Source organism: Streptomyces sp. RKND-216 (assembly GCF_004795255.1).
In the GTDB taxonomy this organism is placed as follows: domain Bacteria; phylum Actinomycetota; class Actinomycetes; order Streptomycetales; family Streptomycetaceae; genus Streptomyces; species Streptomyces hazeniae.
The window spans coordinates 2,080,618-2,105,111 of the sequence record NZ_SSBQ01000002.1 but is presented as its reverse complement, the minus strand read 5'-3'; the positions used below and the strand labels follow the sequence as shown (position 1 = coordinate 2,105,111).

The window sequence follows — 24,494 nt, the reverse complement described above, 5'->3', positions numbered from 1 at the left end:
CCGCACGCCGCTGCCGCAGCAGGGCCACGAGCACGCCCCGGCCGCGCCCGCGCCGCTGCCGCCGACCGTCTCGGCGCTCGACACGCCGCCGGTGGCCGGGCTGACCGGCTCCCCGGCCGTCGGCGTGCCGGGCCGGCCGCTGGCTGCGCCCCCGCTCGGTCCCGGCACGCCGCCGGCCGCCGGTGCGCTGCGCCACGGCTGACCGCACCCACGGTGTGTGACGCGCGCTCGCCCGGGGCAGACGCGACAGGGCGGGAGGAGGCGCACGCGTCGCGCACCCCGCGGTGCGTTCCGTAGCGAACAGGCGGTGATCATGGACTGGCTGACCCGACTCCCCGTGGTCGGACCGGCGGCCGCCTGGCTGTTCCGCACCCGCCTCTGGCACACCTACGAGCACCTGGACGCCCGGCACTGGACGCGCCTGGCGGCCGCCGTCACCGTCACCAGCTTCCTGGCGCTGTTCCCGATGCTGGCGGTGGCCGCCGCCGTCGGCGCCGCGTTCCTCTCACCCGACCGGATGAGCGCTCTCCAGGACTGGATGGCCGCGCAGATCCCCGGCATCGCCGATCAGCTCGACCTCCACACCCTGGTCGACAACGCGGGCACCGTCGGCGTCGTCGGCGGCGCGCTGCTGCTGGTCACCGGCGTCGGCTGGGCGAGCACCCTGCGGGAGACGCTGCGGGCGGTGTGGGACCTGGAGGAGGACCCGGGCAACCCGGTGCTCCTCAAGGTCAAGGACCTCGGGGTGCTGGCCGGCCTCGGTCTGGTCGGACTGCTGTCGGTCGCCGGCTCGGCGTTCGCGGTGGCCGCGGTGGGCTGGGTCGCCGAACGCGCCGGTCTCGTCGAGGGCGGAGTCGGCACCGTGCTGCTCCGGGCGTGCGGCTACGGGGCGGCGATCGCCACGGACTTCCTGCTGCTCTGGTACGTGCTGAAGTGGCTGCCGCGCGTCGAGCCGCCGCGCGGCTCCCTGATCGCCGCCTGCCTGATGGGCGCGGTGGGTTTCGAGCTGCTCAAGGCACTGCTCGGCGGCTACCTCCAGGGTGTGGCGGCGAAGAGCATGTACGGCGCCTTCGGCGTGCCCATCGCCCTGCTGCTGTGGATCAGCCTGATGGCGAAGCTGCTGTTCCTCTGCGCCGGCTGGACGGCCACCGCGTCCCGCCCGATCCGCGGCAAGGAGGGCGCCGACACCGTGCCGGCGGACGCGGACGCAGACGGGTCGGGCGCCGACGACGACGAGGCGCCCGCCCCGGGCGGGGCGGACGCCTCGAAGGAGCGCGGGAGGCCCGGCGGGAGGATCAGCCCTCCCGCTCCGATTTCCCCGGACCGCGCCGCAGCCGGGACACGTCGGGAAGCGCCATCGGCCAGCGGCGGTGCACCACGTACGCGATCAGAGCCAGAAGCACCAGGCTCCCGCCCGTGAGGCCCAGGGCGATCTTCATGCCCCCGCCGGAGCCCGCCTGCTCGTCGTCGGCTTCGACCAGGGACGCCTCGTCCGGGTCCTGACTGCCCCCCGGGCTGCCCTCGTTGCCGCCGGCCTCGCCGTCCGCGCCGGGCTTGGCGTCCGTCTCGGGGGTCGCCGGCGGCGCCAGTTCTCCGACCGGCCGCACCGCGTCCGCGGCGGCGAAGCCCCAGTCGAACAGCTTGGTGGTCTCCTCGTAGACCTTCAGGTGGCCGTCCTCCGGGTGCATCACGGTGACCAGCAGCACGCGGCCGTCCTGCTCCGCGACGGCGGTGAGCGTGTTGCCGGCGTTCGAGGTGTAGCCGTTCTTCACCCCGGCGATGCCGGGGTAGGCCTCGATGCCGTTGCCGGTCAGCAGCCGGTTGGTGTTCTGGATCTCGAAGTGCTTCCGCTTCTTCTCCCCGTCCTTGCCTTTCTTCTTCTTCCACTCACCGGGGAACTGGGCGCGGACCGTGGAGACGTACTCGCGGAAATCGGCCTTCTGCATGCCCGACCGCGCGATGAGGGTGAGGTCGTAGGCGGAGGAGACCTGCCCGGGCATGTCGTAGCCGTCCGGGCTGACCGCGTGGGTGTCCAGCGCGCGCAGCTCCTTCGCGTGCGCGTTCATCTGCTTCACGGTCCGGCCGATCCCGCCGTTCATGGCCGAGAGCACGTGCACCGCGTCGTTGCCCGAGCGCAGGAACACGCCGAGCCACAAATCCTCCACCGTGTAGGTGTGGTCCTCCTTGACCCCGACCAGGCTGCTGCCCTCGCCGACGTCGGCGAGGTCGGCGGGGGTGACCTCGTACTCCATCTCCTTGGGGAACTTCGGCAGCAGCGTGTCGGCGAAGAGCATCTTCAGGGTGCTGGCCGGTGCGAGTTTCCAGTGCGCGTTGTGTGCGCCGAGCACGTGCCCGGTCTCGGCGTCGGCCACGATCCAGGAGCGGGCCGTCAGCTTCTTCGGCACCTTGGGGGCGTCGGCCCCCGGCCGGGGATCGACCTGGGTTCCCGGCTCGCCGAGCCGTGCCCCGCCGATGGTCGACATCTGAGCCGGGGGCTTCTTTTTGTCCCTTTCCTCCCCGGTGGGGGCCGCATATGCTGTCGGGACGGGCAAACTGGCCGTCAGGAGCGTGGCAGCGGCGAGCGCGAGGAGGCGCGCGCGGCGGAGACCGCGCGGGCGCGAAGCAGTTGAGGTCGTCGGCACACACATGAACGTACAGGCACATTCATCCCCTGGGGACCTTGCGGGGCCCGTTACCCGGCACTGTCGCCCCGAACGGCGACGGTATTAGGCCGATAGCCATACTTGACCCATGTGCCAGCCCCGCGTCATGACCCGCCGCGTCTCCTGGTTCCTGCTCGCCTTCGGCGTCTGGTCCTGGTTCATCTGGATCACCTTCGTCCGCAATCTCGTGCAGGACGCGAGCGGCCTGGCATTCGAGGACGGCGACCCGACGGCGTACTTCTGGGTGCACCTGACGCTCGCCGTCGCCTCCTTCCTGCTGGGCACGGCGATCGGCGTACTCGGACTGCGGGGGCTGCTCGGCCTGCGAGGGCCGCGCGGACGGCGGGAGCCGGACGCGGGCACCGGCACCGGAGCGGAGCGCTGACATGGCCCTCGCTCTGCTGATCGGCGTCTCCGTCCTCACCGTCCTGGTCGCCGTCCACTGGTACCTGTGGAGACGGCTGGTCAAGGACGTCTCCCGCAAGGGCGGCCCGTGGCGCCGCACCGGCACCGTGCTGGTGTGGCTGCTCCCCGCCACCACCGTCGCCACGCTGACCGTCGGCCGTTCAGGGGCGCCGTTCGCGGTCGAACGCGTCCTCGCGTGGCCCGGCTACCTGTGGCTCGCCCTCCTCCTCTACCTCACCCTCGCCCTGCTCCTCGGCGAACTCGTCCGTCCCCTGCTCCTCCGCGCCCTGGCCCGCCGACCGACTCCCGTCGAAGCCCCTGCGCTCCAGGGCGCCGAGCGACGCCCGGTCCGTGGCACCGGGGGCGAAGCCCCCGACGGCGCACCGGAGGCTTCGGGGGCCGCCGCCCCCGAAGCGGCCCGGACGGACCGGTCCCAGGACGCCTCCCGCCGCCTGTTCGTCGCCCGCTCCGTCGCGATCGGCGCCGCCACTCTCGCCGCCGGCACCGTCACCGCCGGCACCGTCGGCGTCCTCAACGGCCCGACCACCAAGCGCGTCACCGTAACCCTGCCCAGGCTGCCGCGCCGCGCCCACGGCTATCGCATCGCCGTCGTCAGCGACGTGCACCTCGGCCCGATCCTGGGACGCGCCCACACCCGGCGCATCGTGGAGGCGATCAACGCTACCCAGCCGGACCTGGTCGCCATCGTCGGCGACCTGGTCGACGGCACCGTGGCGGACCTCGGCCCGGCGGCGGAACCGCTGACGCAGCTCCGCTCCCGGCACGGCTCCTTCTTCGTCACCGGCAACCACGAGTACTTCGGCGACGCCCGGTCCTGGATCGACCACCTGCGCGACCTCGGCATCCACCCACTGGAGAACCAGCGGCGCGAGCTGCCCGGCTTCGACCTCGCCGGGGTCAACGACGTCGAGGGGGAGCGGGCCGGCGAAGGGCCCGACTTCCGGGCCGCCCTCGGCGACCGGGACCCGGCCCGCGCCTCCGTGCTGCTGGCGCACCAGCCGGTGCAGATCCACGACGCTGTCGAGTGGGACGTCGGCCTCCAGCTCTCCGGCCACACCCACGGCGGCCAGCTCTGGCCGGGCCCATATCTGGCCGAACTGCCCAACCCCACGGTCGCCGGGCTGGAGCGCTACGGCGACACGCAGCTGTACGTCACCCGCGGCGCGGGTACGTGGGGCCCGCCGGTCCGAGTCGGGGCCGAGTCCGACATCACCGTCGTCACCCTCTCCTCACCCGACGCCTGAACCCCGCCGCCTCTCCGCCGTACTGTCATCACTCCCGCACCAGCTTCAGCACCTCGGGCCAGGCGTCCGCCTTCGCCGCCGCATTCGCGGCACGCGTGCCGCCGTACCGCCATCCGGGCTTCGCCTCCGGCAGGTACGGCGGCCCGGACACGAAGTGTCCCGCCTTCTCGTAGGTCAGCAGCCGGTGCCTCTTCGCGAGAGGTTCGGAGAGATAAGTCCGTGTCCTATGTGGTGAGGCGTCGTCGAGCTGGGCATGGGGCGGGCTAGGTGGAGATGGATTGTTCCGGACGGGCTGTGGGAGATCGCGAAGCCGCTGATCCCTCCCTCGCGGGTCCGGCCGCAGGGCGGCGGGGCGCAGGACACGCCTGATGAGACGGTGTTCGCCGCCATCATCTACGTCCTGGTCAGCGGATGTGCCTGGCGGACACTGCCGCCCTGCTTCGGCATATCGAAGTCCACCGCCCACCGGCGGTTCCTCATCTGGTCGCGGGCCGGAGTATGGGGCCGACCATGGGCTCAGTGTGCCGGGGGACACGGCGCTCCGCGAGATCACGGGCTGGTGGTGAGGGTCCGGCCTCCCGTGGAGGCCGGACCACCGCCGCCGGGGGAGGTCAGCTCGCCTGGGCGGTCTCGTAGAGGTTCTCCGCGTCGGCTCCGAAGTACGGGCCGAACATGTAGTTCGGCAGGAAGGTGTACTTGAAGCTGTTCACGGACGACTGCAGGCCGGTCCCCGTCGCCTCGTCGAACTGTGTGAACCAGGGGCCGCCACTGGAGCCGCCGGTCATGTCGCAGTTCATGCCGTGGTCGCTGGAGAGCAGGAAGTCCCGGATCGTCGTCCCGCTGCAGTGGACGAACGTCTCGCCGTCGTACGGGTCGGCGGCCGGGAAGCCGAAGGCGTACATGTCGAGGTCGTAGCCGGTGTTGAACGCCAGGCCCTGGCCGCCGACGACGTCGGTGAGCAGCTGCCCGCCCAGCGGCTCCACGACCGCCGCGCCGATGTCGTAGTTGATGTCCTCGCTGGCCACCCACTGCGGCGTGGCCAGCAGTTCGGACGCGGACCAGCGGCCGTACGGCGACTGCCCGTCGTGGTAGGCCGGGACGAACACCCAGTCGGTGTGCCAGGCGCCCTCGAGTTTCACGCAGTGGCCGGCCGTCATCACGGTGGACTTGTTGTCGCTGGTGACGGCGTTGCCGGAGCAGGAGGCGGTGCGGCCGCCGTAGGTGAAGAACACCCGGCCGGCGGTGGTGACGACGTCGCCGCCACCGGTCCACGGGCCGCCGCCCTCGGGGAACGCCCGGGTCCCGATCGGCCCGCCGTCCGGGGCGGGCGTCGGAGCGACGGTGCGCTTCTCGCCGCGCGTCACGGCCTCGCCGGACACGTCGCCGGGCGCGACGTCGAGCAGGTCGAGCGGTTGTGCGTTCCGCATCCTTTCGGCGGTCCAGAAGCCCTCGGCGCTGTGCCGGGCGTCGTGCACGGTGGCCGGCGGCCCGTCCGCGGGCGCGGCCGTGGCGGTGAAGGCGGTGGTGAGGAGGGCGGCTGCGGCGAGCAGGGCTCCGGCCGTGCCGCGCAGGCTGGTTCGGGTGCGTCTCACGCGTACTCCTTCTGCGATGGGGGGAGTTCGGAGGCGGTCGGGCCTCCGGGCAGACGAGTGGTGCGACTGGACGTCCACGTACTTCGAAGTAGCGTGCCACTGATCATGACAAACGTCATGGGCGCGACAACGACCTGGGCCGAAGTTGGCCGGAAAACGCCCGCTGCCCGCCCCTCGCGAGGGGCGGGCAGCGGGCGTGCAGCAAGGTCGGCTCGGCGGAGCCGGAGAGGGTCAGAAGCGGCGCGTGATGAGCGCCCGCTTCACCTCCTGGATCGCCTTGGTGACCTGGATGCCACGCGGACAGGCGTCCGTGCAGTTGAACGTGGTGCGGCAACGCCACACGCCGTCCTTGTCGTTGAGGATCTCCAGGCGCTGCTCGCCCGCCTCGTCACGGCTGTCGAAGATGAACCGGTGCGCGTTGACGATCGCCGCCGGGCCGAAGTACTGGCCGTCGTTCCAGAACACCGGGCACGAGGACGTGCACGCGGCGCACAGGATGCACTTGGTGGTGTCGTCGAACCGCTCGCGGTCCTCCGCCGTCTGCAAACGCTCGCGCGTCGGCTCGTTCCCCTCGGTCACCAGGAACGGCATGACGTCCCGGTAGGCCTGGAAGAACGGCTCCATGTCGACCACCAGGTCCTTGAGGACGGTGAGGCCCTTTATCGCCTCGACGGTGATCGGCTTGGCCGGGTTGAGGTCCTTGATCAGAGTCTTGCACGCCAGCCGGTTGCGGCCGTTGATCCGCATCGCGTCGGATCCGCAGATGCCGTGCGCGCAGGAACGGCGGAACGTCAGGGTCCCGTCCATCTCCCACTTGATCTTGTGGAGGGCGTCCAGGACGCGCTCCTTGGGGTCGATCTCGACGGTGAAGTCCTCCCACACCGCCTCGGCCGACACCTCGGGGTTGAACCGTCGGATGCGGAAGGTCGCCGTGATCAGGTGTGAGGCGGTCGCCTCTTCGCCCTCCGTCTTCTCCATCACGGGAGTGCTCATCAGTACTTACGCTCCATCGGCTGGTAGCGGGTCTGGACGACCGGCTTGTAGTCCAGCCGGATCGACTCGGTGCCGTCGTCGCCCACCTCGCGGTACGCCATCGTGTGGCGCATGAAGTTGACGTCGTCGCGGTTCGGGTAGTCCTCGCGGTAATGGCCGCCGCGGGACTCCTTGCGGGCCAGCGCGGAGACCGCCGTGACCTCGGCCAGGTCGAGCAGGTTGCCCAGCTCGATGGCCTCCAGCAGGTCGGTGTTGAACCGCTTGCCCTTGTCCTGGACGCTGACGTGCCGGTAGCGCTCGCGCAGCGCGCCGATCGTCTCGACGGCCTCCTTGAGCGTCTGCTCGGTGCGGAACACCATGACGTTGCGGTCCATGGTGTCCTGGAGCGCCTTGCGGATCTCGGTGACCCGTTCGGTGCCGGCCGAGTCGCGCAGCTCCTCGACCATGCCGACGACCTTGGCCTCCGGTGCCTCCGGCAGCTCGACGAAGTCGGCCGTGGAGGCGTACTCCGCCGCGGCGATGCCGGCACGGCGGCCGAACACGTTGATGTCCAGCAGCGAGTTGGTGCCCAGCCGGTTCGCACCGTGCACGGACACGCAGGCGACCTCGCCGGCCGCGTACAGACCCGGGACCGGGGTGTCGTTGTCGGCGAGCACCTGGCCGCGGACGTTCGTCGGGATGCCGCCCATCGCGTAGTGCGCGGTCGGCTGGATCGGGATCGGGTCGGTGTACGGCTCGATGCCCAGATAGGTCCGCGCGAACTCGGTGATGTCCGGCAGCTTGGCGTCCAGCTGCTCCGGCGGCAGGTGGGTGAGGTCCAGGAAGACGTGGTCCTTGTCGGCGCCGCAGCCGCGGCCCTCGCGGATCTCGGTGTAGATCGCGCGGGAGACGACGTCGCGGGAGGCCAGGTCCTTCATGACGGGCGCGTACTTCTCCATGAAGCGCTCGCCGCCGGAGTTACGCAGGATGCCGCCCTCGCCGCGGGCGCCCTCCGTCAGCAGGATGCCCATCTTCCAGATGCCGGTCGGGTGGAACTGGAAGAACTCCATGTCCTCCAGCGGCAGACCGCGCCGGTACGCGGCCGCCTGGCCGTCGCCGGTGAGGGTGTGGGCGTTGGAGGAGACCTTGAAGAACTTGCCGTTGCCGCCGGAGGCGAAGACGACGGCCTTCGCCTGGAAGACGTGGATCTCGCCGGTGGCCAGCTCGTACGCCACGACGCCGGCGGTCCGCTTCACGCCGTCGGTCTCGCGCAGCAGCAGGTCCAGGACGTAGAACTCGTTGAAGAACTCCACGCCCTCCTTGACGCAGTTCTGGTACAGCGTCTGGAGGATCATGTGACCGGTGCGGTCCGCCGCGTAGCAGGACCGGCGGACCGGCGCCTCGCCGTGGTTGCGGCTGTGGCCGCCGAAGCGGCGCTGGTCGATGGTGCCGTTCGGGGTGCGGTTGAACGGCAGGCCCATCTTCTCCAGGTCGAGGACGGAGTCGATGGCCTCCTTCGCCAGGATCTCGGCGGCGTCCTGGTCGACCAGGTAGTCGCCGCCCTTGATCGTGTCGAAGGTGTGCCACTCCCAGTTGTCCTCCTCGACGTTCGCGAGGGCGGCGGCCATGCCGCCCTGGGCGGCGCCGGTGTGGGAGCGGGTCGGGTACAGCTTGGTGAGCACCGCGGTGCGGCTGCGCTTCGTCGACTCGATGGCGGCGCGCATGCCCGCGCCGCCGGCGCCGACGATGACGGTGTCGTACTTGTGGATCTTCATGGCGATACCTGTTACCTCAGCCTCAGCCCGGTCTTCAGCGGATGTTCGGGTCGAAGGTGAAGATCACCAGCGTGCCCAGCAGGACGGTGAACACCGTCGCGGTGTACAGCAGCATCTTCAGCCAGAACCGGGTGTTCTCCCGCTCGGCGTAGTCGTTGATCACCGTGCGCAGGCCGTTGCCGCCGTGCAGCATCGCCAGCCACAGCATGATCAGGTCCCATGCCTGCCAGAACGGGGAGGCCCAGCGGCCGGCGACGAAGGCGAAGCTGATGCGCGACACGCCGCCGTCCACCACCAGCTGGATGACCAGGTGGCCGAGCACCAGGACGGTGAGGAGGATGCCGGACAGCCGCATGAAGATCCAGCCGTACAGCTCGAAGTTCGTGCGGGTCGACTTCGGGGTGCGCGCGGTGCGGGCGCGCGGCGCCTCGATCACGGGCGCGGGGTTGTCCGGGCCGTAGGGCTCGCCGGAGCCGGCGGCGCTGCTGCCGGTCATCTCGATGTCAGTGGCCATGGACGATCAGCTCCCGAACAGCTCGCGCAGCGTGTGCTCCAGTACCGGGTAGAAGGCCCCGGCCATCACCACGGCCCAGACCACCATCACGGTCCACAGCATCTGCTTCTGGTACTTCGCGCCCTTGGACCAGAAGTCCACGGCGATGACCCGCAGACCGTTCAGCGCGTGGAAGAGGACGGCGGCGACGAGGCCGTACTCCATCACGTTGACGATCGGGTTCTTGTACAGCTCGATCGTCGAGTCGTACGCCTCGGGGGAGACGCGCACGAGCGCGGTGTCCAGGACGTGCACGAACAGGAAGAAGAAAATGAGGACACCGGTGACTCGGTGAGCCACCCACGACCACATTCCTTCCCGGCCGCGGTACAGCGTTCCAGCCGGCACGGAAATTTACCCTCCGGGAGCGGGATCGGGGCCTGCCGGCCTTGTGTGTCGGTCGGGCCCGGCCGGATACGGTCCACCCGGCCATCGGCCATCGTAGCGACGGTTGGTTTCTACACCGGTACGGGGGCTGCCGGGTGTGCGGTATCCAACACCCCGGTGAGACGTGGCTCACCTGCCGCAACGTACCCGGGTGGGCCGGTCAGGGGCGGGCGGCGCCGGCCCGCGGGGCGGTCAGGAGGCGGGCCAGCCGGGCCCGCGCGAGCCGCCGCAACTCCTCCCCGGCGACCGCCCGCTCCTCGTCGGCGTCGTTCGCCAGACGTGTCCGGATGCCGGCGAGTGCCTGGTCAAGACGCTCTTCCGGCCCGAAGTCGTCGAGGTGGACGATGAACGCGTGGCCGAAACGGTCCGCGTAGGCGGCGTGCCCGGCGCGCAGCGCGGTGGTCGCCGCCGGCGCGCCGGGGCCGTCGGTCGGCGGGTGGTAGGCGGACTCGGCCCTCAGTGCTTCGGTCAGGTCGGCGTGAGTCATGTCATAGCCCGCCTCGTCGGCGGCGGCCAGCAGCGCGTCAATGTCCGGGTACGGCCGGTGGACGGCCAGCCGGTGCGCCCACCGGCGGCTGCCGCAGCAGGCGAGCAGCATGCTCAACGCGGCCGCCGGGGCGGCCGCGTTGAAGCGGTGCAACGGCGACGAGGCGCCTCGCGCCGGACCGGGATGCGGCGTAGCGGGGCGGCCGTGGTCGGCGCCGCTGCGGGGGAAGGGGAGGCGCATGACTCCTCGGTGGGCGGGGGATATGGGCAGGGACGGCAGACGTGCGACAGCGGGGACGGTGCGGTCGCACGCAGTCGTGCGGTGCAGACCGGGCACCGGGCGCAGCCCGGTGGTGGACGCCCTCACCGTAACGGTGGGTGAGCGCTGTCTTCCGACGCGTGCGCGAATTTCACCCGTACGGGAGAGGTCGCGTTCGTACAGCTGACGCGATTCGATGGGAAAGGGTCAATACCGTAGGCGTATGGGACGTACGTGGCCGAAAATCCTGCTGATCTGCGCCGTGGCGCTCGGCGCGTGCGCCGTCGCAGCCCTCATCATCCTGGCCGTGACCGGCGACGACGGGGGTGACGGCTCCGAGGAGACCCGCCCCGCCACGCGGCAACCGACCACCGCGCCGCCGGACCGGCTGGGGCCCGCGCCCGCGTCCGTCCCCTCCGTGCGGGAATGGGACCCCGTGCGCGGCCCCGGATGGCAGCCGACCGACGACAGCCGCGTCGTCGCCCCCGAGAACTCCCCGCTGGCCGATGAGGCACGGCTGCTCGCCCGCGAACTGGACCTCGCCTACGCCTCCGGCACCGCCGGCCCCTCCGACGTCCTCCTCGCCCTCGACCCGGACGGCGGCATCCCCCGCGAGGGCTACGAGCTGCGCAGCCGCGACGGTCTCGTGCGCATCACGGGTTCCACGGACGCCGGCGTCTTCTACGGCACCCGCACCCTGCTCCAGACGGTCCGCGACGAGGGCCGCATGGCCGACGGCACGATCCGCGACGAGCCCGCCCGCGCCCAGCGGGGCTTCATGCTCGACATCGCCCGCAAGCACTACAGCGCGGAGTGGATCAAGGACCGCGTCCGGGAGATGGGCGATCTCAAACTCAACCAGCTCCAATTGCACCTCTCCGACGACCAGGCGTTCCGTATCGAGTCCGACCGGCACCCGGAGATCGTCTCCGACCCGCATCTGACCAAGGCCCAGGTACGCGAGATCATCGACCTGGCCGCGTCCCGCCACATCACCGTCATCCCGGAGATCGACTCGCCCGGCCACCTGGGCGCGGTGCTGGAGGCGGAGCCGGGGTTCCAGCTCCGCGACGCCGCCGGTGAGCCCGTCCCGGGTGCGATCGACATCTCCGACCGTGCCGCCGGCCGGTACGTCGACGACCTCCTCGACGAGTACGCCGACCTCTTCCCCGGGCCCTGGTTCCACCTGGGCGGCGACGAGTACGCGGCCCTCTTCGAGGCGGACCCGGAAGCCGCCTTCCCCGGACTCGCCTCCGCGGCTCGCTCCCGCTTCGGCCCCGGCGCCGACGTGGAGGACCTGGCCACTGCCTGGCTCAACGCGCGCGCCAAGACCGTCCGCGCCCACGACAAGACCGCGCAGGTGTGGAACGACGGCATGCACGAGGGCGGCGCCGTCCAGCCGTCCCGCCCGCGCGAGGTCACGTACTGGACGGGCAAGGAGATCGGTGCCCGCCCGCCGGCGGACTACCTGCGCGAGGACTGGGAGGTCGTCAACATGAACGACGAGTACCTCTACTACGTCCTCGGCGAACCCAACGAGTTCACCTACCCGACCGGCGAGCGCATCTACGAGGAGTGGACGCCGGCCGTGGTGCGCGGCACGGACCCGCTGCCGGACGCCCTCTCCGGGCCGGACCGCATCCTCGGCGGCCGTTTCGCGGTCTGGGGCGACATCGCGGACGCACAGACCACCGCCCAGGTCGCGGACGGCATCCGCCTCCCCCTCGCCGCCACCGCCCAGAAGCTCTGGAACCCCACCCGCCCCGACCTCACCTGGCAGCAGTTCACCTCCCTCGTCGACCGCGTCGACGCCCGCCCCTGACCTGCTGACCTCCCGGCCCCCTGGCCGGACTCGACGTGGCCGGCTCCTGCATAGCGCCCGTGTCCTCACCCCCTGCGCCCGCGTCCTTAGAAGCGTCGGCCGCCGAATCCCTCGCCCTGCTCGGCGAGGCGGGTGGCCCGCTACACCGGCGCACCCGTTCCGCCGCGCCCCGAGAATCGGGAGGAGGCTCTGCACCTCCTCTTCGACCTCGCGGCGGACCGCCCCCTGCCCGTGGTCCTCGACGAGTCCCCCTACCTCGTCCGGAACGCCCCCGCCCTGCCGTCGCAGCTCCAGGCCGCCATCGGAGTCCGCGGCGGCCGGCACCTCACACGTCACCCGCGCATCCTGCTCTGCGGCAGCGCATGTCCTTCGTGGGCGGGCTGCTGACGGGCACCTCGCCGCTCTACGGGCGGGCGAGTCTCGACCTGGTCGTGCACTCCCTCGGGTACCGGGAGGCCGCCGAGTTCTGGAGCATCGAGGACCCTCGTCTGGCCGTCCTCATGCACGCGATCGTGGGCGGAACTCCTGCCTACCGGCGCGAGTTCGTGGACGACGACGCCCCCGACGGCCCTGACGACTTCGACGCGTGGGTGTGCCGAGCGGTCCTCAACCCCGCCCGTCCGGTACACAGCGAGGCGCCGTTCCTGCTCGCCTCCGAACCGGATCTACGGGACCGTTCCCGCTATCACTCCGTTCTCGCGGCCGTCGCGGCTGGGAACCACACCAGCGGCGGCATCGCAAGCGCCGTCGGCCGCAAGGCGACCGACCTCCCGCGGTCGCTGACGGCACTGCGGAACTGCGGTTTGTTGACCGCCGAACCGGACGCGTTCCGCCGAAACCGCACCGCCTACCGGATCGCCGAGCCGCTGATCACCTTTCACCACGCCGTCGTCCGACCGCACTTCGAACGCCCGTGCCCGCGAGTGGGTCGAGTGGCACGCCGAGCCCGCGACCTTCGGTGGCATGCCGATCCAGGTCGCGACCGGTACGGTCGCGGACCCGGAGGCGCGTACGCGTCACGAACTGGACGTCTTCGTGCACGGTGCCATCGGCCAGGACCAGGGAATCCTGCTGTCCGTAGGCGAGGCCAAGTGGCAGAAACGGGTGGGTGTGGAGCACCTCGCACGCCTGCGGCGCGTGCTCCGACTGCGCGAAGCCAGAGGAATCGACACCGCCCGGGCGCGTACCGCCTGCTGCAGCGGCGCCGCGTTCACCTCCGACCTCCACGTCGCCGAGGCCCGCGGGAAGGTCGTTCTCGTCGACCTGGAACGGCTCTACACATGCTCGTGACGCGGGGTCAGGTCTCGCTCGCCGCAGGCCCACTCCCGACCCGGGGTCGCTTCTGACGGGGTGCCGCCCGGTTGCGATCCCGCAACGGCGGCCGGCGGCGGGGCCGGGTCGCTTGACTTCACGGGGTGAGTGGTGGTCATCATGCGGCGCTGGCGTGAAGGAAACGTGAAGTGCCCAGGTGGTCGCGTGCAGCCGGGAGCGGGAGGAGCGGGTGATGGCGGTACAGGGGGACGGCGGGAAGGTGCAGCCGGGGCAGTCGCAGCCGTATCCGGCCCAGCGGCTCCCCGGACATCCGGGCGGGCGGACGGCACAGCACGGGCCGTGGGCGGTTCCGCCCGCCGTTCCGCCGGCGCCGCCCCATCCGGTCACGGGGCTGGGCAACTGGACCGCCGGGCTACTGGCCGGAGCCGCCGGCCTGCACGTGGTCGGCGGCCTGCTGATGTTGCTGGACGCCGGGCCGGCCGCGGTCGTCGTGCTCGGTCTGACGTCGCTGTGGCTGGTGCCCTGCGCCGTGCTGGTCATCGTGTGGCTGTACCGGGTACGTGCCAACGTCGATCACCTGGACCCGTACCGGTGGGCCGGTCCCCGGCGGCTGGCGAAGGGGTGGGCGATCGGGTCGTGGTTCGTCCCCGTCGGCTTTCTGTGGCTGCCGCTCCAGGTCGTCCTGGACGTGTGGTGGGGCACGGCCGAGCCGCGCCGTGAGCGGCGCGGGCGTACGCCGGTGCTGATCGTCGCCTGGTGGGCCTGCTGGCTGCTCTCCTGGTTCACCGGCTTCCGTCTCACCCACACGGTCAAGGAGTTCGGCGGCAATACGTTCGAGTCGCACTCGGTGAACGTGTTCCCCGGAAACTCCCTGCTCAGCGCCCCGTTCGCCGCGGCTGCCGCCGTCCTCCTCCTGCTCCTCGTCAGGCGGGTGACCACCCGTCAGGCCACCCGCCTGGTGGGCTGATCCCGCAGGGCCCGCGGCGTCAGGCGCCGACGTAGTCGGCGAGGTGTTGGCCGGTGAGGGTGGAGCGGGCGGCGACCAGGTCGGTGGGGGTGCCCTCGAAGACGACCCGGCCGCCGTCGTGCCCGGCGCCGGGACCGAGGTCGATGATCCAGTCGGCGTGCGCCATGACCGCCTGGTGGTGCTCGACCACGATCACCGACTTGCCGGAGTCGACCAACCGGTCCAGGAGCCCGAGGAGCTGCTCGACGTCCGCGAGGTGCAGGCCGGCCGTCGGCTCGTCGAGGACGTACACGCCGCCCTTGTCGCCCATGTGGGTCGCCAGCTTTAGGCGCTGCCGTTCCCCGCCGGAGAGGGTGGTGAGCGGCTGGCCGAGCGTGAGGTAGCCGAGTCCGACGTCGGAGAGCCGGGTCAGTACGCGGTGCGCGGCGGGGGTGCGGGCCTCGCCGTCGCCGAAGAACTCCGCGGCCCGGTCCACCGACATCTCCAGCACCTCACTGATGTCACGGCCGCCCAGGTGGTGGTCCAGCACCGACGAGGCGAACCGCCGGCCGTCGCACTCCTCGCAGGTGGTGGCGACGCCGGCCATCATTGCCAGGTCGGTGAAGATGACGCCCGCGCCGTTGCAGTTCGGGCAGGCGCCTTCGGAGTTGGCGCTGAACAGGCCCGGCTTTACCCCGTTGGCCTTGGCGAACGCCTTGCGGATCGGGTCGAGGAGCCCGGTGTACGTCGCCGGGTTGCTGCGGCGGGAGCCCTTGATGGGGCTCTGGTCGACGGAGACGACGCCTTCGCCTGCCGGGATCGAGCCGTGGACGAGGGAGCTCTTGCCGGAGCCGGCTACGCCGGTGACGACGGTGAGCACGCCGAGTGGGATGTCCACGTCGACCTTGCGCAGGTTGTGCGCGTCGGCGCCGCGGATCTCCAGTACGCCGGAGGGCTCGCGCACCGTCTCCTTGAGCGAGGTGCGGTCCGCGAGGTGGCGGCCGGTGACGGTGTCGCCCGCGCGCAGCCCGTCGACCGTGCCCTCGAAGCAGACCGTGCCGCCCGCCGTACCGGCGCCCGGGCCGAGGTCGACGACGTGGTCGGCGATCGCGATGGTGCTGGGCTTGTGCTCGACGACGAGGACGGTGTTGCCCTTGTCCCGCAGCCGCAGCAGCAGGTCGTTCATCCGCTGGATGTCGTGCGGGTGCAGGCCGATGGTGGGCTCGTCGAACACGTAGGTGACGTCCGTGAGCGAGGAGCCGAGATGGCGGATCATCTTGACGCGCTGCGCCTCGCCGCCGGAGAGCGTGCCGGAGGGGCGTTCCAGCGAGAGGTAGCCCAGCCCGATCTCCACGAACGAGTCGAGGGTGTGCTGCAGCGCGGTGAGCAGCGGGGCCACGGAGGGCTCCCTCAGTCCGCGCACCCACGCGGCGAGGTCGTTGATCTGCATCGCGCAGGCGTCGGCGATGCTCACCTTGCCGATCTTCGACGACCGGGCCGCCTCGCTGAGCCGGGTGCCGCCGCACTCGGGGCAGTCGGTGAAGGTCACCGCCCGGTCCACGAACGCCCGGATGTGCGGCTGCATCGACTCGCGGTCCTTGGACAGGAACGACTTCTGGATCTTGGGAATCAGGCCCTCGTAGGTGAGGTTGACGCCCTCGACCTTGACCTTGGTCGGCTCGTGGTACAGGAAGTCCTGCATCTCCTTCTTGGTGAAGCGGCGGATCGGCTTGTGCGGGTCGAGGAAGCCGGATTCGGCGTAGATCCGCACCGTCCACCAGCTGTCCGACTTCCAGCCGGGGATGGTGAACGCGCCCTCCGCGATCGACTTGGAGTCGTCGTAGAGCTGGGCGAGGTCGATGTCGGAGACCGAGCCCCGGCCCTCGCAGCGCGGGCACATGCCGCCGGTGATGCTGAAGTCGCGCCGCTCCTTCACCTTCTTCCCGCCGCGCTCGAAGGTGACGGCGCCCGCGCCGCTGAGGGAGGCGACGTTGAACGAGAACGCCTGCGGCGAGCCGATGTGGGGCTTGCCGAGCCGACTGAAGAGGATGCGCAGCATGGCGTTCGCGTCGGTGGCGGTGCCGACCGTGGAGCGGGGGTCGGAGCCCATCCGCTGCTGGTCGACGGTGATCGCGGTCGTCAGCCCGTCGAGCACGTCGACCTCGGGCCGCGCGAGCGTTGGCATGAAGCCCTGCACGAACGCGCTGTAGGTCTCGTTGATCAGCCGCTGCGACTCGGCGGCGATGGTGTCGAAGACCAGGGAGCTCTTGCCCGAGCCGGAGACGCCGGTGAACACCGTGAGGCGGCGCTTCGGGATCTCGATGCTGACGTCCTTGAGGTTGTTCCCGCGCGCTCCGTGGACGCGGATCATGCCGTGGCTGTCGGCGACGTGCGGCACGGACGACTGCGACCGCTGCGTGGTGGCCTTGCTCATCGTGTCTCCCTCGATCCAGCCTGCTTCGAGCAGTATGTCCGGGTCGAGCTGCCTGCGGCAGCCCGGCGTGCAGAGGGCTTTCGCCGTGCCCGGTCAGGCTAGGCGCGGCCGTTTCGTCGCCGCTTCTCGATTCCTGACCGGTCTCTGCCGGGCCGCCGGCGGTCCGGCGGCCGCCTCGGGGCGGCTCCCGGGGCGGACAGGGGCACTGTGGGACACTGAGCAGGTGAAACGGCTGGGCCTCGACGACCTCGTCCGGTTGCGCCGGGTCCGCGACCGGATGGACCGCGACTACGCGGAGCCGCTCGACGTCCCGTCGCTCGCGCGGGACGCCCTGATGTCCCCCGGCCACTTCTCGCGCTGTTTCCGCGCGGCCTTCGGCGAGACGCCGTACAGCTACCTGATGACCCGCCGCATCGAGCGGGCCAAGGCGCTGCTGCGGCGCGGCGACCTCTCGGTGACGGAGGTCTGCTTCGAGGTCGGCTGTACGTCGCTGGGATCGTTCAGCACGCGCTTCACCGAGTTGGTGGGGGAGAGCCCGAGCGCCTACCGGGCCCGGAGCCACGACGACGGCTCCGTTATCCCGGCGTGCATGGCGAAGATCCACACGCGACCGGTCAGGAACGGAGAAGCGCGCCGCTCCGCCCAGCCGTAGCGTGAACGGCATGGACATCAAGCTTTCGCAGTGCTTCATCGCCGTCGACGACCACGACGCGGCGATCGCCTTCTACCGCGACGTGCTCGGACTCGAAGTGCGCAACGACGTGGGCTTCGAGGGGATGCGCTGGGTGACCGTCGGGTCGCCCTCGCAGCCGGACGTGAACATCGTCCTGGAGCCGCCCGTCGCCCACCCGAACGCGTCCGAGACCGACAAGCTGGCCATGGCGGAGCTGATGGCCAAGGGTCTGCTGCACGGCGTCATCTTCTCGACGGACGATGTGGACGCCACCTTCGAGCGCGTCAGCGCGGCGGGGGCGGACGTACTCCAGGAGCCGATGGACCAGCCGTACGGCGTCCGCGACTGCGGGTTCCGGGACCCGGCCGGCAACCTGCTGCGCTTCACCCAGCCTTTGAAGCGGTGACTCCCGGGCTGCGCTCCCGGCGGCCGGGGCGCGGCACGGTCACTGCTCGGACTCGCGCTTGCCCCAGATGAGCGCGTTGCCGACGGCGATCGCGACGGCGACGGTGATGCTGTCGGCCCAGACCTGACGGGTGAGACCGTCGCCCTCGGCGAACGCGGCGAGGAGCAGCGGGGTGACGAGGGGGAGGACAAGCAAGAACCAGAGCACTCTGCTGCGCGTCATGGCCTCTCCTGCCGTGTGGGGGTCCGGGGGTCGGAAGAGCGCTTCTGCCCAGCCTCGCCGGACGTAAACCCGTTGTTTTCAGACCGGCCCGCCCCATCCGAACACGGGGAAGGCGGCGATGTCTTGGGGTACGGCGGAACGCGCACGCACCGTCAGCATGCGTGTGCTGCCGGTGGCGCATCCGGGTGAGCAGACGGGACGATACGCGGAGAAAGCTCAGGTGGACCTGTGAAAGGGGACCGGGGATGACGGGTGGGACGGGAGGCGGGGCCGCTGAGCCCGTGGGGAACGGCGAGCCTGGCGGGGTCGGACAGCCTGCGGGCGTTCGGCGAGGTAAGCACGGCTTGAGCGGTGAGGCCGTCTGGGCGCAGGACCTGGCCCGCATCGCCGCGCTGCTGGTGTGGAACGCGCTGCTGCTCGTCGCCGCGCGCCGCGTCTTCACGTGGGAGCCCCGGACATGACGGGGGCGACCGCGTGGGAGCGCCCCGAGGGCGCGCTGCTCGTGTACGACGGCGACTGCGGCTTCTGCACCACGGCGGTCGGCTTCGTGCAGCGGCGGCTGCGTCCCCGCTGCACGGCCGTTCCCTGGCAGTTCTCCGACCTCGACGCGCTCGGCGTCACGGAGGAACGTGTCCAGCACGAGGTGCTGTGGGTGACCCCCGTAGGCACGGTGTGGGGCGGCGCGGAGGCCGTGGGCAAGATCCTGCTCAACGCGCGCGGTGCGTGGCCCGTGGTCGGCGGCGTGCTGATGCTCCCGCCGCTGCGCCGTGCCCTCAGCGGTCTCTACCGTCTTGTCGCCGCCAACCGCCACCGGCTCCCCGGCGGCACCCCCGCGTGTGCGATCCGTCCGCCAGCCGGGGACGGCCCTGCTCCCGACGGCCCCGCCACGGGGCCGGGTCGGCCGCCGGGATAGGTCACACGTATCGACCAGCAGGTAGAGCGGGATGCCCGTGGCCGGATAGTCGTGCATCTTCTCCACGTAGTTCGTGGGGTGGTTCGACGGGGAGACGATCTCGCCGACGAGCAGGAGGTCGCGCGGGTGGAACGGAGCCATTGCCGCCTCGGGGAAGACCACGTCCGGCACCACGATCAGGTCGGGGCGTCGGAGCCTGCCGAGCGACGGGTCCTCCACCTCGCCGCCCGTGCGGGCGACGGGGCCGGCCGGCAGCTGCCGGCCGAGCTGCTGACGCACCCGCAGAGCGGCGTACTCGTACGGGCGTGGCGGATACCTCCTCATGACGATCTCGTCCCCGCTGATCTCGTAGTCGCGAGACGCGTCCGGCGCGTGCCGCGCCCATTCGGCGGCGTAGGCGCGGATCCGTTCGTAGTCCACGATGGCCGCTTACCAGGCTTCGCCTTTTCGCGCCGGACCAGCCTAGCGAGGAGGCCCGGCGGGGGTGGACAACCGGCGCCTCGTCGTGGTCCGGTCACGGAGGTCCCTGCCCTCGGCGTGCGGCTGAGGGGGCCGCGGAGTGAGGGAGTGCGATGGGCATCGACGTGGCAGCGGTCCGGGAGGACTTTCCCGCGCTGGCGGACGGGACGGCGTTCTTCGACGGGCCGGGCGGTACGCAGACGCCGCGGCAGGTCGCCGGGGCCGTCGCCGACGCGATGTGCTCCGGCGTCTCCAACCGGGGCACCGTCACCGCCGCCGAGCACCGCGCGGAGGCGGCGGTGCGGGACGGGCGGCAGGCCATGGCGGACCTGCTGGGCTGCGACCCGCGCGGCGTGGTCTTCGCCCGGTCCGCGACCCAGGCCACCTACGACGTGTCGCGTGCGCTGGCCAAGGAGTGGGCGCCGGGGGACGAGGTCGTCGTGACGCGGCTCGACCACGACTCCAACATCCGCCCGTGGGTCCAGGCCGCGGAGGCCGCAGGGGCCGCCGTGCGGTGGGCCGGCTTCGACCCGGAGAGCGGCGAGCTGACCGTCGACCACGTCCGCGCCGCGCTGGGCCCCCGTACCCGGCTGGTCGCCGTGACCGGCGCCTCGAACGTCCTCGGCACCCGCCCCGACCTGCCCGCGCTCGCCGAAGCCGTGCATGAGGCCGGCGCACTGCTGTACGTGGACGGCGTGCACCTCACCCCGCACGCGCCGGTCGATCTCGCCGCGCTGGGCGCCGACTTCTTCATGTGCTCGCCGTACAAGTTCCTCGGTCCGCACCACGGCGTGCTCGCCGCCTCGCCCGCGCTGCTGGAACCGCTGAGCCCGGACAAGCTGCTGCCGTCCGCCGACGAGGTGCCCGAGCGGTTCGAACTGGGCACGCTGCCGTACGAGTTGCTCGCCGGCACCACGGCCGCCGTGGACTACCTGGCGTCCCTGGCCTCCATCGCACCGGACCGCCGCACGCGGGTCCTGGAGTCGATGCGGGCGCTGGAGCGGCACGAGGCCGCACTCTTCGCCCGGCTGCTGGACGGCCTCGCCCGCATCGAGGGCCTGCGCCTGTACGGCGCCCCCGAGCGGCGCACTCCGACGGCGTACTTCACCGTCGGCGGGGTGCCGGGGCGTGCGGTGCACGAACAGCTCGCCCGCCGAGGGGTGAACGCTCCCGCGAGCCACTTCTACGCGCTGGAGGCGTCCCGCCACCTCGGCCTCGGAGACGCGGGAGCCGTCCGTGCGGGGCTGGCGCCGTACACGAACGCCGACGACGTGGACCGGCTGCTCGACGGCCTCGCCGAAATCGCGGCGGCTGCCCAGCGCTGAGGCGTGCCGCGGGCCCCGGCGGACGTCAGCCCGGGCGGCCGAGCCGGGCCTCGATGCCATCCAGGGCGCGCTGGAGGCCGTAGGCGAAGTCTTCTTCCTCGGCGGCCGGTTCGACGTCGGTGGAGGCGGCGAACACCCCGGCCTCGATCGCCGTCCGGAGGGCGGGGAGGCGGCCGTCGCCGGTGACGCGGCGCAGGAAGGACTCGTACGCGGCCCACCGTCGTCCGCTGGCGGGGTCGTCGCGGAGGGAGGCTTCCACGGTGGCCTGGCTGCGGACCAGGCCGCTGATCATCAGTGAGGTGCCGACCTTCTCGCCCTCTGTGAGTCCGGTCCCGTCGAGCACAGCCAACGACTGGTCGAGCCAGGCGAGTTGGTGAGGAGTGGCGGGTGGCCCGAGAGCGGTCACCACCCGCAGCGTCCAGGGGTGGGCCAGCAGCGCGTCCCGCACGTGCGCCGTCCGTGCCGGGCCTGCACCGCGTGGGCGTCGGCCGTCACCAGCGCGATGCGGCGCAGCCCGTACGGCTCCAGGTGCCCCGTACGGCGGCCACCAGCGCCGAACCGATGCCCCGCCCCCGCGCGGCGCGGTCCACGTAGACGTCGCACAGCCAGGCGAACGTCGCGCCGTCGGTGATCAGGCGGGCGTAGCTGATCTGCCCGGGACGTCGCCGGAAGCGGAACCGGTGGAGTAGGCGCCGAAGTTGCTCATCCCGGCAGCATCCCATGCCCCTCCGCGCCCACCGGGCAGACGGGAACCGGTCGTTCTTCCCCGACGGAACCCGCAGACATGAAGGCGGCCGGGGTCGCCACCGCGAGAGCACGCTGCTGCGCCTCTGACCACACTCCCTCACGGAACGTGAACAGACCCGTTGGATCTGGTGGTCGGGCACTGCCGTCATGACGCGCTGACCGTGTTGGGCGTCTGTCGGGCCCGCGAGGGTACTCGCGAACCTTGCAAACCCGCGAGCAGGAGGGACGGCGATCATGAAGGCTGCGGTGTGGCACGGGAAGCGTGATGTGCGAGTCGAAGAGGTCCCGGACCCGACGATCAAGGAAGCCACCGACGCGGTCATCCGCGTCACCTCCACCGGCCTGTGCGGCTCCGACCTGCATCTCTACGAGGTGCTGGGTCCCTTGATGGAGCCCGGGGACATCCTCGGGCACGAGCCGATGGGCGTGGTGGAGGAGGTCGGGTCCGGCGTGCCGGGTTTGGCGCCTGGTGACCGTGTCGTCGTGCCGTTCCAGATCGCGTGCGGCGCGTGCTGGATGTGCGAGCGGGGGCTGATGACGCAGTGCGAGACCACCCAGGTGCGCGAGCAGGGCATGGGTGCAGCGCTGTTCGGCTACACCAAGCTGTACGGCCAGGTGCCGGGCGGGCAGGCAGAGTACCTGCGCGTCCCGCAGGCTCACTTCGGGCCGGTCAAGGTCGAGAGCGAAGCGGCGGACGACCGGTTCCTGTTCCTCTCGGACGTGCTGCCGACCGCGTGGCAGGCGGTCTCCTACGCGGACATCCCACCGGGCGGGTCGGTTGTCGTGCTGGGGCTGGGCCCGATCGGCGACATGGCCTGCCGCATCGCCCTGCACCGGGGCGCGGGCACCGTGATCGGGGTGGATCTGGTGCCCGAGAGGCTGGAGCGGGTACGCGCGCGCGGGGCAGAGGTGCTCGACCTGCGCGAGCACGACGACCTGGCCGCTGCGGTGAAGGAGCGCACCGGCGGGCGTGGAGCGGATTCCGTCATCGACGCGGTCGGCGCCGAGGCGCACGGCAGTCCCGTGAACAAGATGCTGCAGACGGTAGCGGGTCTGCTGCCGGGCAAGCTGGCCGAACGAGCGATGCAGACGGCCGGCGTGGATCGGCTCGCCGCTCTGTACACCGCGATCGACGTGGTACGCCGCGGGGGCACGATCTCCCTGTCCGGTGTCTACGGCGGGGCCGCCGACCCGATGCCCATGCTGACACTCTTCGACAAGCAGGTCACTCTGCGCATGGGCCAAGCCAACGTGCGCCGCTGGGTGCCCGACATTCTGCCGCTGCTGAGCGACCAGGATCCGCTCGGCGTCGACGACTTCGCCACCCACCACGTGTCGTTGGCCGAGGCGCCGGAAGCGTATGCCATGTTCCAGGCCAAGCGGGACGGTGCGGTGAAGGTCGTCTTCCGGCCCTGAAGTCGCCGTTCGCACGCCGACATCTCCACGACCGATGAACATGGGCGGCCACTGCTGGGAGGGCGGGCCGGGATCGTGGCTGTCGTCGGCAACGAGGACGGCGCGCACAAGGTCGTCGCTGACGTGGTGCAAGGGCTGAACGACTGCGGGTTCTCCTTCGCACCGCAGGCCGCGACCTTCTGGGTCGGTGAGGCCATGAGCGGAACCGACTACAAGGATTCTCGAGAACACCCCTGACAACGTCGCCTCGACCACCCGGGCGCTTGCGGTGAGCACCGCTCACCTCGCCCGCGTCCTCCGCGAACCGCCCTACCCTGCCCTCTGATCCGCTGAACGAGGACCGGCTCCCAGGCGGCACTACGGGCGCGGCACGCAGATCGGCCGCAACGTACTGCCGCCGCCCGCAGACCCCGGCCGTGAGGGCCCTGAGCGCAGCGTGAAGCCGTGCCGGGCCGATTGGCCGCCCGGCACGGGGGAACTCCGCGCCCGTTCACGTCTCCCTGGTGGACACGGTGCTCGACCGGTCCGTGGTCCTCGGCTACGGAAAGCCCGGCCTGTACGTCGCCGCAGCCCCGGCTACGAGGCGAGCATCCGGCTCGGCGAAGCGGTGGCTGGCGGCTTGCAGTACCGGGCTCGGCGCGCGGCCGGCGAGGTCACTGAGCTCTGCCTGCTGCCGTTGGCACCGGTGCGCGGGGTGGTGATGGGTCGCGGACCGGAGGGCCGACACCGCCGAGGCGGAACAGCGGGCGTCGGCCGCCGTCCACATGCGCGTCCGAGTCCTGAACGACATACTGGAGGCGGGCGAGATCAGCCTGCACGAGTTCGAGCAGGAAGAGGAACGGCTACTCGATCTCCTCGAACCGCCGGCTCCTCCGGCTCCAGCCGGGCGGGCCGACGCCACCCCTCTGCCGGGGAGGCACGGATGACACAGAACAGCAAGCTGCTCGCGGCGAGCCTGGTGGGCGGCTACCTCCTGGGCCGCACCAGGAAGGCCAAGCTGGCGCTCGCCCTCGCCTCCTGGGTGCTGGGGCGGCGCAAGGGCCTCAACCCGCAACGGCTGCTCACCGAGGGTCTGAAACGGCTGACCGGGTCACCCGAATTCTCCCAGCTGAACGACCAGTTGCGCGGCGAACTGATGGCCGCGGGCCGTTCCCTGGTGACGGCGGCCGCCAACCGCCGGCTGGACTCCCTCTCCGACGCACTGCGTGACCGTACGGACTCCCTCTCCGGTCTCGGCGGTGCAGCCGGAGGCGTGGCGGGCCGGGAGCAGGCCGAGGACTCCGAGGAGGGTGAGGAACCCGAGGAGACGGCAGAGAAGCGTCCGGCCCGTGAGGCGTCGGCGAAGAAGGCCGCCCCGCCGAAGAAGACGGCCGCAAAGAAGGCCCCGGCGAAGAAGACCGGAGCGGCCGCGAAGAAGACGACGGGGAAGAAGACGGCCGTGAAAAAGACCGCTGCTCGGAAGGCGGCTTCTCCCTCCACCCGACGGCCCCGAGGGAGGTAGT

23 protein-coding genes and 6 pseudogenes are annotated in these 24,494 nt (G+C 71.4%); 16 read left to right on the top strand and 13 right to left on the bottom strand.

All coding sequences use genetic code 11. The features are described 5' to 3' along the window. Positions 1-313 precede the first annotated feature (313 nt). Positions 314-1,171, top strand: a pseudogene (locus E4198_RS09165) (YihY/virulence factor BrkB family protein); the annotation flags it as partial. 124 nt (positions 1,172-1,295) lie between these two features. Here E4198_RS09165 and E4198_RS09160 read toward each other — a convergent pair. Next, positions 1,296-2,648: a D-alanyl-D-alanine carboxypeptidase gene (locus E4198_RS09160; RefSeq protein ID WP_136182731.1), complete on the bottom strand. Its 1,353-nt coding sequence runs from the start codon at positions 2,646-2,648 to the stop codon at positions 1,296-1,298. Between the two features lie 121 nt (positions 2,649-2,769). On the opposite strand from E4198_RS09160, the gene E4198_RS09155 reads away from it, so the two are divergent. Both E4198_RS09155 and E4198_RS09150 read left to right on the top strand, forming a co-directional pair. After that, the gene (locus tag E4198_RS09155) at positions 2,770-3,048 is read left to right on the top strand and encodes a hypothetical protein (RefSeq protein ID WP_136185281.1); all 279 of its coding nucleotides are present in this window, start codon (positions 2,770-2,772) and stop codon (positions 3,046-3,048) included. A 1-nt stretch (position 3,049) separates the two neighbouring features. Then, the gene (locus E4198_RS09150; RefSeq protein ID WP_136182730.1) at positions 3,050-4,333 is read left to right on the top strand and encodes a metallophosphoesterase; all 1,284 of its coding nucleotides are present in this window, start codon (positions 3,050-3,052) and stop codon (positions 4,331-4,333) included. A gap of 28 nt (positions 4,334-4,361) precedes the next feature. Here E4198_RS09150 and E4198_RS24840 read toward each other — a convergent pair whose 3' ends face one another. Continuing rightward, positions 4,362-4,511 carry an acyl-CoA thioester hydrolase/BAAT C-terminal domain-containing protein gene (locus E4198_RS24840; RefSeq protein ID WP_281728005.1) on the bottom strand — a complete coding sequence of 50 codons (150 nt, stop codon included), beginning with the start codon at positions 4,509-4,511 and terminating at the stop codon, positions 4,362-4,364. 75 nt (positions 4,512-4,586) lie between these two features. On the opposite strand from E4198_RS24840, the pseudogene E4198_RS24835 reads away from it, so the two are divergent. After that, a pseudogene (locus tag E4198_RS24835) lies at positions 4,587-4,841 on the top strand (transposase); the annotation flags it as partial. Between the two features lie 103 nt (positions 4,842-4,944). Here the strand turns inward: E4198_RS24835 and E4198_RS09140 are convergent. From E4198_RS09140 to E4198_RS09115, 6 genes are all read right to left on the bottom strand, one after another. Next, complete coding sequence (locus E4198_RS09140) at positions 4,945-5,925, bottom strand: peptidase (protein ID WP_247597609.1); 981 nt, start codon at positions 5,923-5,925, stop codon at positions 4,945-4,947. Positions 5,926-6,156: 231 nt separating this feature from the next. After that, positions 6,157-6,918 carry a succinate dehydrogenase iron-sulfur subunit gene (locus tag E4198_RS09135; protein WP_136182728.1) on the bottom strand — a complete coding sequence of 254 codons (762 nt, stop codon included), beginning with the start codon at positions 6,916-6,918 and terminating at the stop codon, positions 6,157-6,159. Beyond that, positions 6,918-8,672 (bottom strand): succinate dehydrogenase flavoprotein subunit, encoded by a 1,755-nt coding sequence (gene sdhA, locus E4198_RS09130; RefSeq protein ID WP_136182727.1) that lies wholly within the window; start codon positions 8,670-8,672, stop codon positions 6,918-6,920. Before sdhA ends, E4198_RS09135 begins: the two co-directional genes overlap by 1 nt. 34 nt (positions 8,673-8,706) lie before the next feature. Then, the gene (locus tag E4198_RS09125; protein ID WP_247597889.1) at positions 8,707-9,168 is read right to left on the bottom strand and encodes a succinate dehydrogenase hydrophobic membrane anchor subunit; all 462 of its coding nucleotides are present in this window, start codon (positions 9,166-9,168) and stop codon (positions 8,707-8,709) included. A 24-nt stretch (positions 9,169-9,192) separates the two neighbouring features. Beyond that, complete coding sequence (gene sdhC / locus E4198_RS09120; protein WP_078528775.1) at positions 9,193-9,573, bottom strand: succinate dehydrogenase, cytochrome b556 subunit; 381 nt, start codon at positions 9,571-9,573, stop codon at positions 9,193-9,195. 199 nt (positions 9,574-9,772) lie between these two features. Next, positions 9,773-10,339, bottom strand: a complete 567-nt coding sequence (locus E4198_RS09115) for a 2-oxo-4-hydroxy-4-carboxy-5-ureidoimidazoline decarboxylase (protein WP_136182726.1) — start codon at positions 10,337-10,339, stop codon at positions 9,773-9,775. 241 nt (positions 10,340-10,580) lie between these two features. Here E4198_RS09115 and E4198_RS09110 point away from each other — a divergent pair, with 241 nt between their 5' ends. The 4 genes from E4198_RS09110 to E4198_RS09095 all read left to right on the top strand — a co-directional run bounded on the left by E4198_RS09110 (position 10,581) and on the right by E4198_RS09095 (position 14,418). Further along, complete coding sequence (locus tag E4198_RS09110; protein ID WP_136182725.1) at positions 10,581-12,179, top strand: glycoside hydrolase family 20 protein; 1,599 nt, start codon at positions 10,581-10,583, stop codon at positions 12,177-12,179. Between the two features lie 132 nt (positions 12,180-12,311). Beyond that, a complete protein-coding gene (locus E4198_RS09105; protein WP_136182724.1) occupies positions 12,312-12,566 on the top strand; it encodes a hypothetical protein in 255 nt (84 codons plus the stop codon). 576 nt (positions 12,567-13,142) lie between these two features. Then, entirely contained in the window at positions 13,143-13,469 is a 327-nt protein-coding gene (locus E4198_RS09100; RefSeq protein WP_136182723.1) for a hypothetical protein, read from the top strand. A gap of 214 nt (positions 13,470-13,683) precedes the next feature. After that, on the top strand, positions 13,684-14,418 hold the full coding sequence (locus E4198_RS09095) for a DUF4328 domain-containing protein (protein WP_136182722.1): 735 nt from the start codon (positions 13,684-13,686) through the stop codon (positions 14,416-14,418). A 19-nt stretch (positions 14,419-14,437) separates the two neighbouring features. Here E4198_RS09095 and E4198_RS09090 read toward each other — a convergent pair whose 3' ends face one another. After that, positions 14,438-16,831, bottom strand: coding sequence for an excinuclease ABC subunit UvrA (locus E4198_RS09090; RefSeq protein WP_136182721.1), 2,394 nt, complete (start codon positions 16,829-16,831; stop codon positions 14,438-14,440). Positions 16,832-17,063: 232 nt separating this feature from the next. Here E4198_RS09090 and E4198_RS09085 point away from each other — a divergent pair, with 232 nt between their 5' ends. Both E4198_RS09085 and E4198_RS09080 read left to right on the top strand, forming a co-directional pair. Continuing rightward, positions 17,064-17,483, top strand: coding sequence for a helix-turn-helix transcriptional regulator (locus E4198_RS09085; RefSeq protein WP_136185279.1), 420 nt, complete (start codon positions 17,064-17,066; stop codon positions 17,481-17,483). A gap of 10 nt (positions 17,484-17,493) precedes the next feature. Continuing rightward, a complete protein-coding gene (locus tag E4198_RS09080; protein ID WP_027763268.1) occupies positions 17,494-17,910 on the top strand; it encodes a VOC family protein in 417 nt (138 codons plus the stop codon). 39 nt (positions 17,911-17,949) lie between these two features. Here the strand turns inward: E4198_RS09080 and E4198_RS09075 are convergent, their stop codons facing one another. Beyond that, positions 17,950-18,132, bottom strand: a complete 183-nt coding sequence (locus tag E4198_RS09075; RefSeq protein ID WP_136182720.1) for a hypothetical protein — start codon at positions 18,130-18,132, stop codon at positions 17,950-17,952. 457 nt (positions 18,133-18,589) lie between these two features. Here E4198_RS09075 and E4198_RS09070 point away from each other — a divergent pair, with 457 nt between their 5' ends. After that, entirely contained in the window at positions 18,590-19,045 is a 456-nt protein-coding gene (locus E4198_RS09070) for a DUF393 domain-containing protein (RefSeq protein ID WP_136182719.1), read from the top strand. 18 nt (positions 19,046-19,063) lie between these two features. On the opposite strand, the pseudogene E4198_RS09065 reads toward E4198_RS09070, so the two are convergent. After that, positions 19,064-19,465: pseudogene (locus E4198_RS09065) on the bottom strand (Uma2 family endonuclease); the annotation flags it as partial. A 152-nt stretch (positions 19,466-19,617) separates the two neighbouring features. Between E4198_RS09065 and E4198_RS09060 the strand changes: the two are divergent. Beyond that, positions 19,618-20,829: a cysteine desulfurase-like protein gene (locus E4198_RS09060; protein WP_136182718.1), complete on the top strand. Its 1,212-nt coding sequence runs from the start codon at positions 19,618-19,620 to the stop codon at positions 20,827-20,829. Positions 20,830-20,854: 25 nt separating this feature from the next. On the opposite strand, the gene E4198_RS09055 is transcribed toward E4198_RS09060, so the two are convergent. Next, entirely contained in the window at positions 20,855-21,277 is a 423-nt protein-coding gene (locus E4198_RS09055) for a TetR/AcrR family transcriptional regulator C-terminal domain-containing protein (protein WP_136182717.1), read from the bottom strand. Then, positions 21,232-21,482, bottom strand: a pseudogene (locus tag E4198_RS09050) (GNAT family N-acetyltransferase); the annotation flags it as partial. The gene E4198_RS09055 and the pseudogene E4198_RS09050, both read right to left, overlap by 46 nt. Before the next feature lie 328 nt (positions 21,483-21,810). On the opposite strand from E4198_RS09050, the gene E4198_RS09045 reads away from it, so the two are divergent. The 4 genes and pseudogenes from E4198_RS09045 to E4198_RS09030 all read left to right on the top strand — a co-directional run bounded on the left by E4198_RS09045 (position 21,811) and on the right by E4198_RS09030 (position 24,493). Further along, positions 21,811-22,992 (top strand): zinc-dependent alcohol dehydrogenase, encoded by a 1,182-nt coding sequence (locus E4198_RS09045; protein WP_136182716.1) that lies wholly within the window; start codon positions 21,811-21,813, stop codon positions 22,990-22,992. Between the two features lie 6 nt (positions 22,993-22,998). Then, positions 22,999-23,317, top strand: a pseudogene (locus E4198_RS09040) (NADPH-dependent oxidoreductase); the annotation flags it as partial. A 436-nt stretch (positions 23,318-23,753) separates the two neighbouring features. Continuing rightward, positions 23,754-23,918 (top strand): annotated as a pseudogene (locus E4198_RS25380) (gas vesicle protein); the annotation flags it as partial. Further along, positions 23,915-24,493, top strand: a complete 579-nt coding sequence (locus E4198_RS09030; protein ID WP_136182715.1) for a hypothetical protein — start codon at positions 23,915-23,917, stop codon at positions 24,491-24,493. The pseudogene E4198_RS25380 and the gene E4198_RS09030, both read left to right, overlap by 4 nt. Position 24,494: the final 1 nt, after the last annotated feature.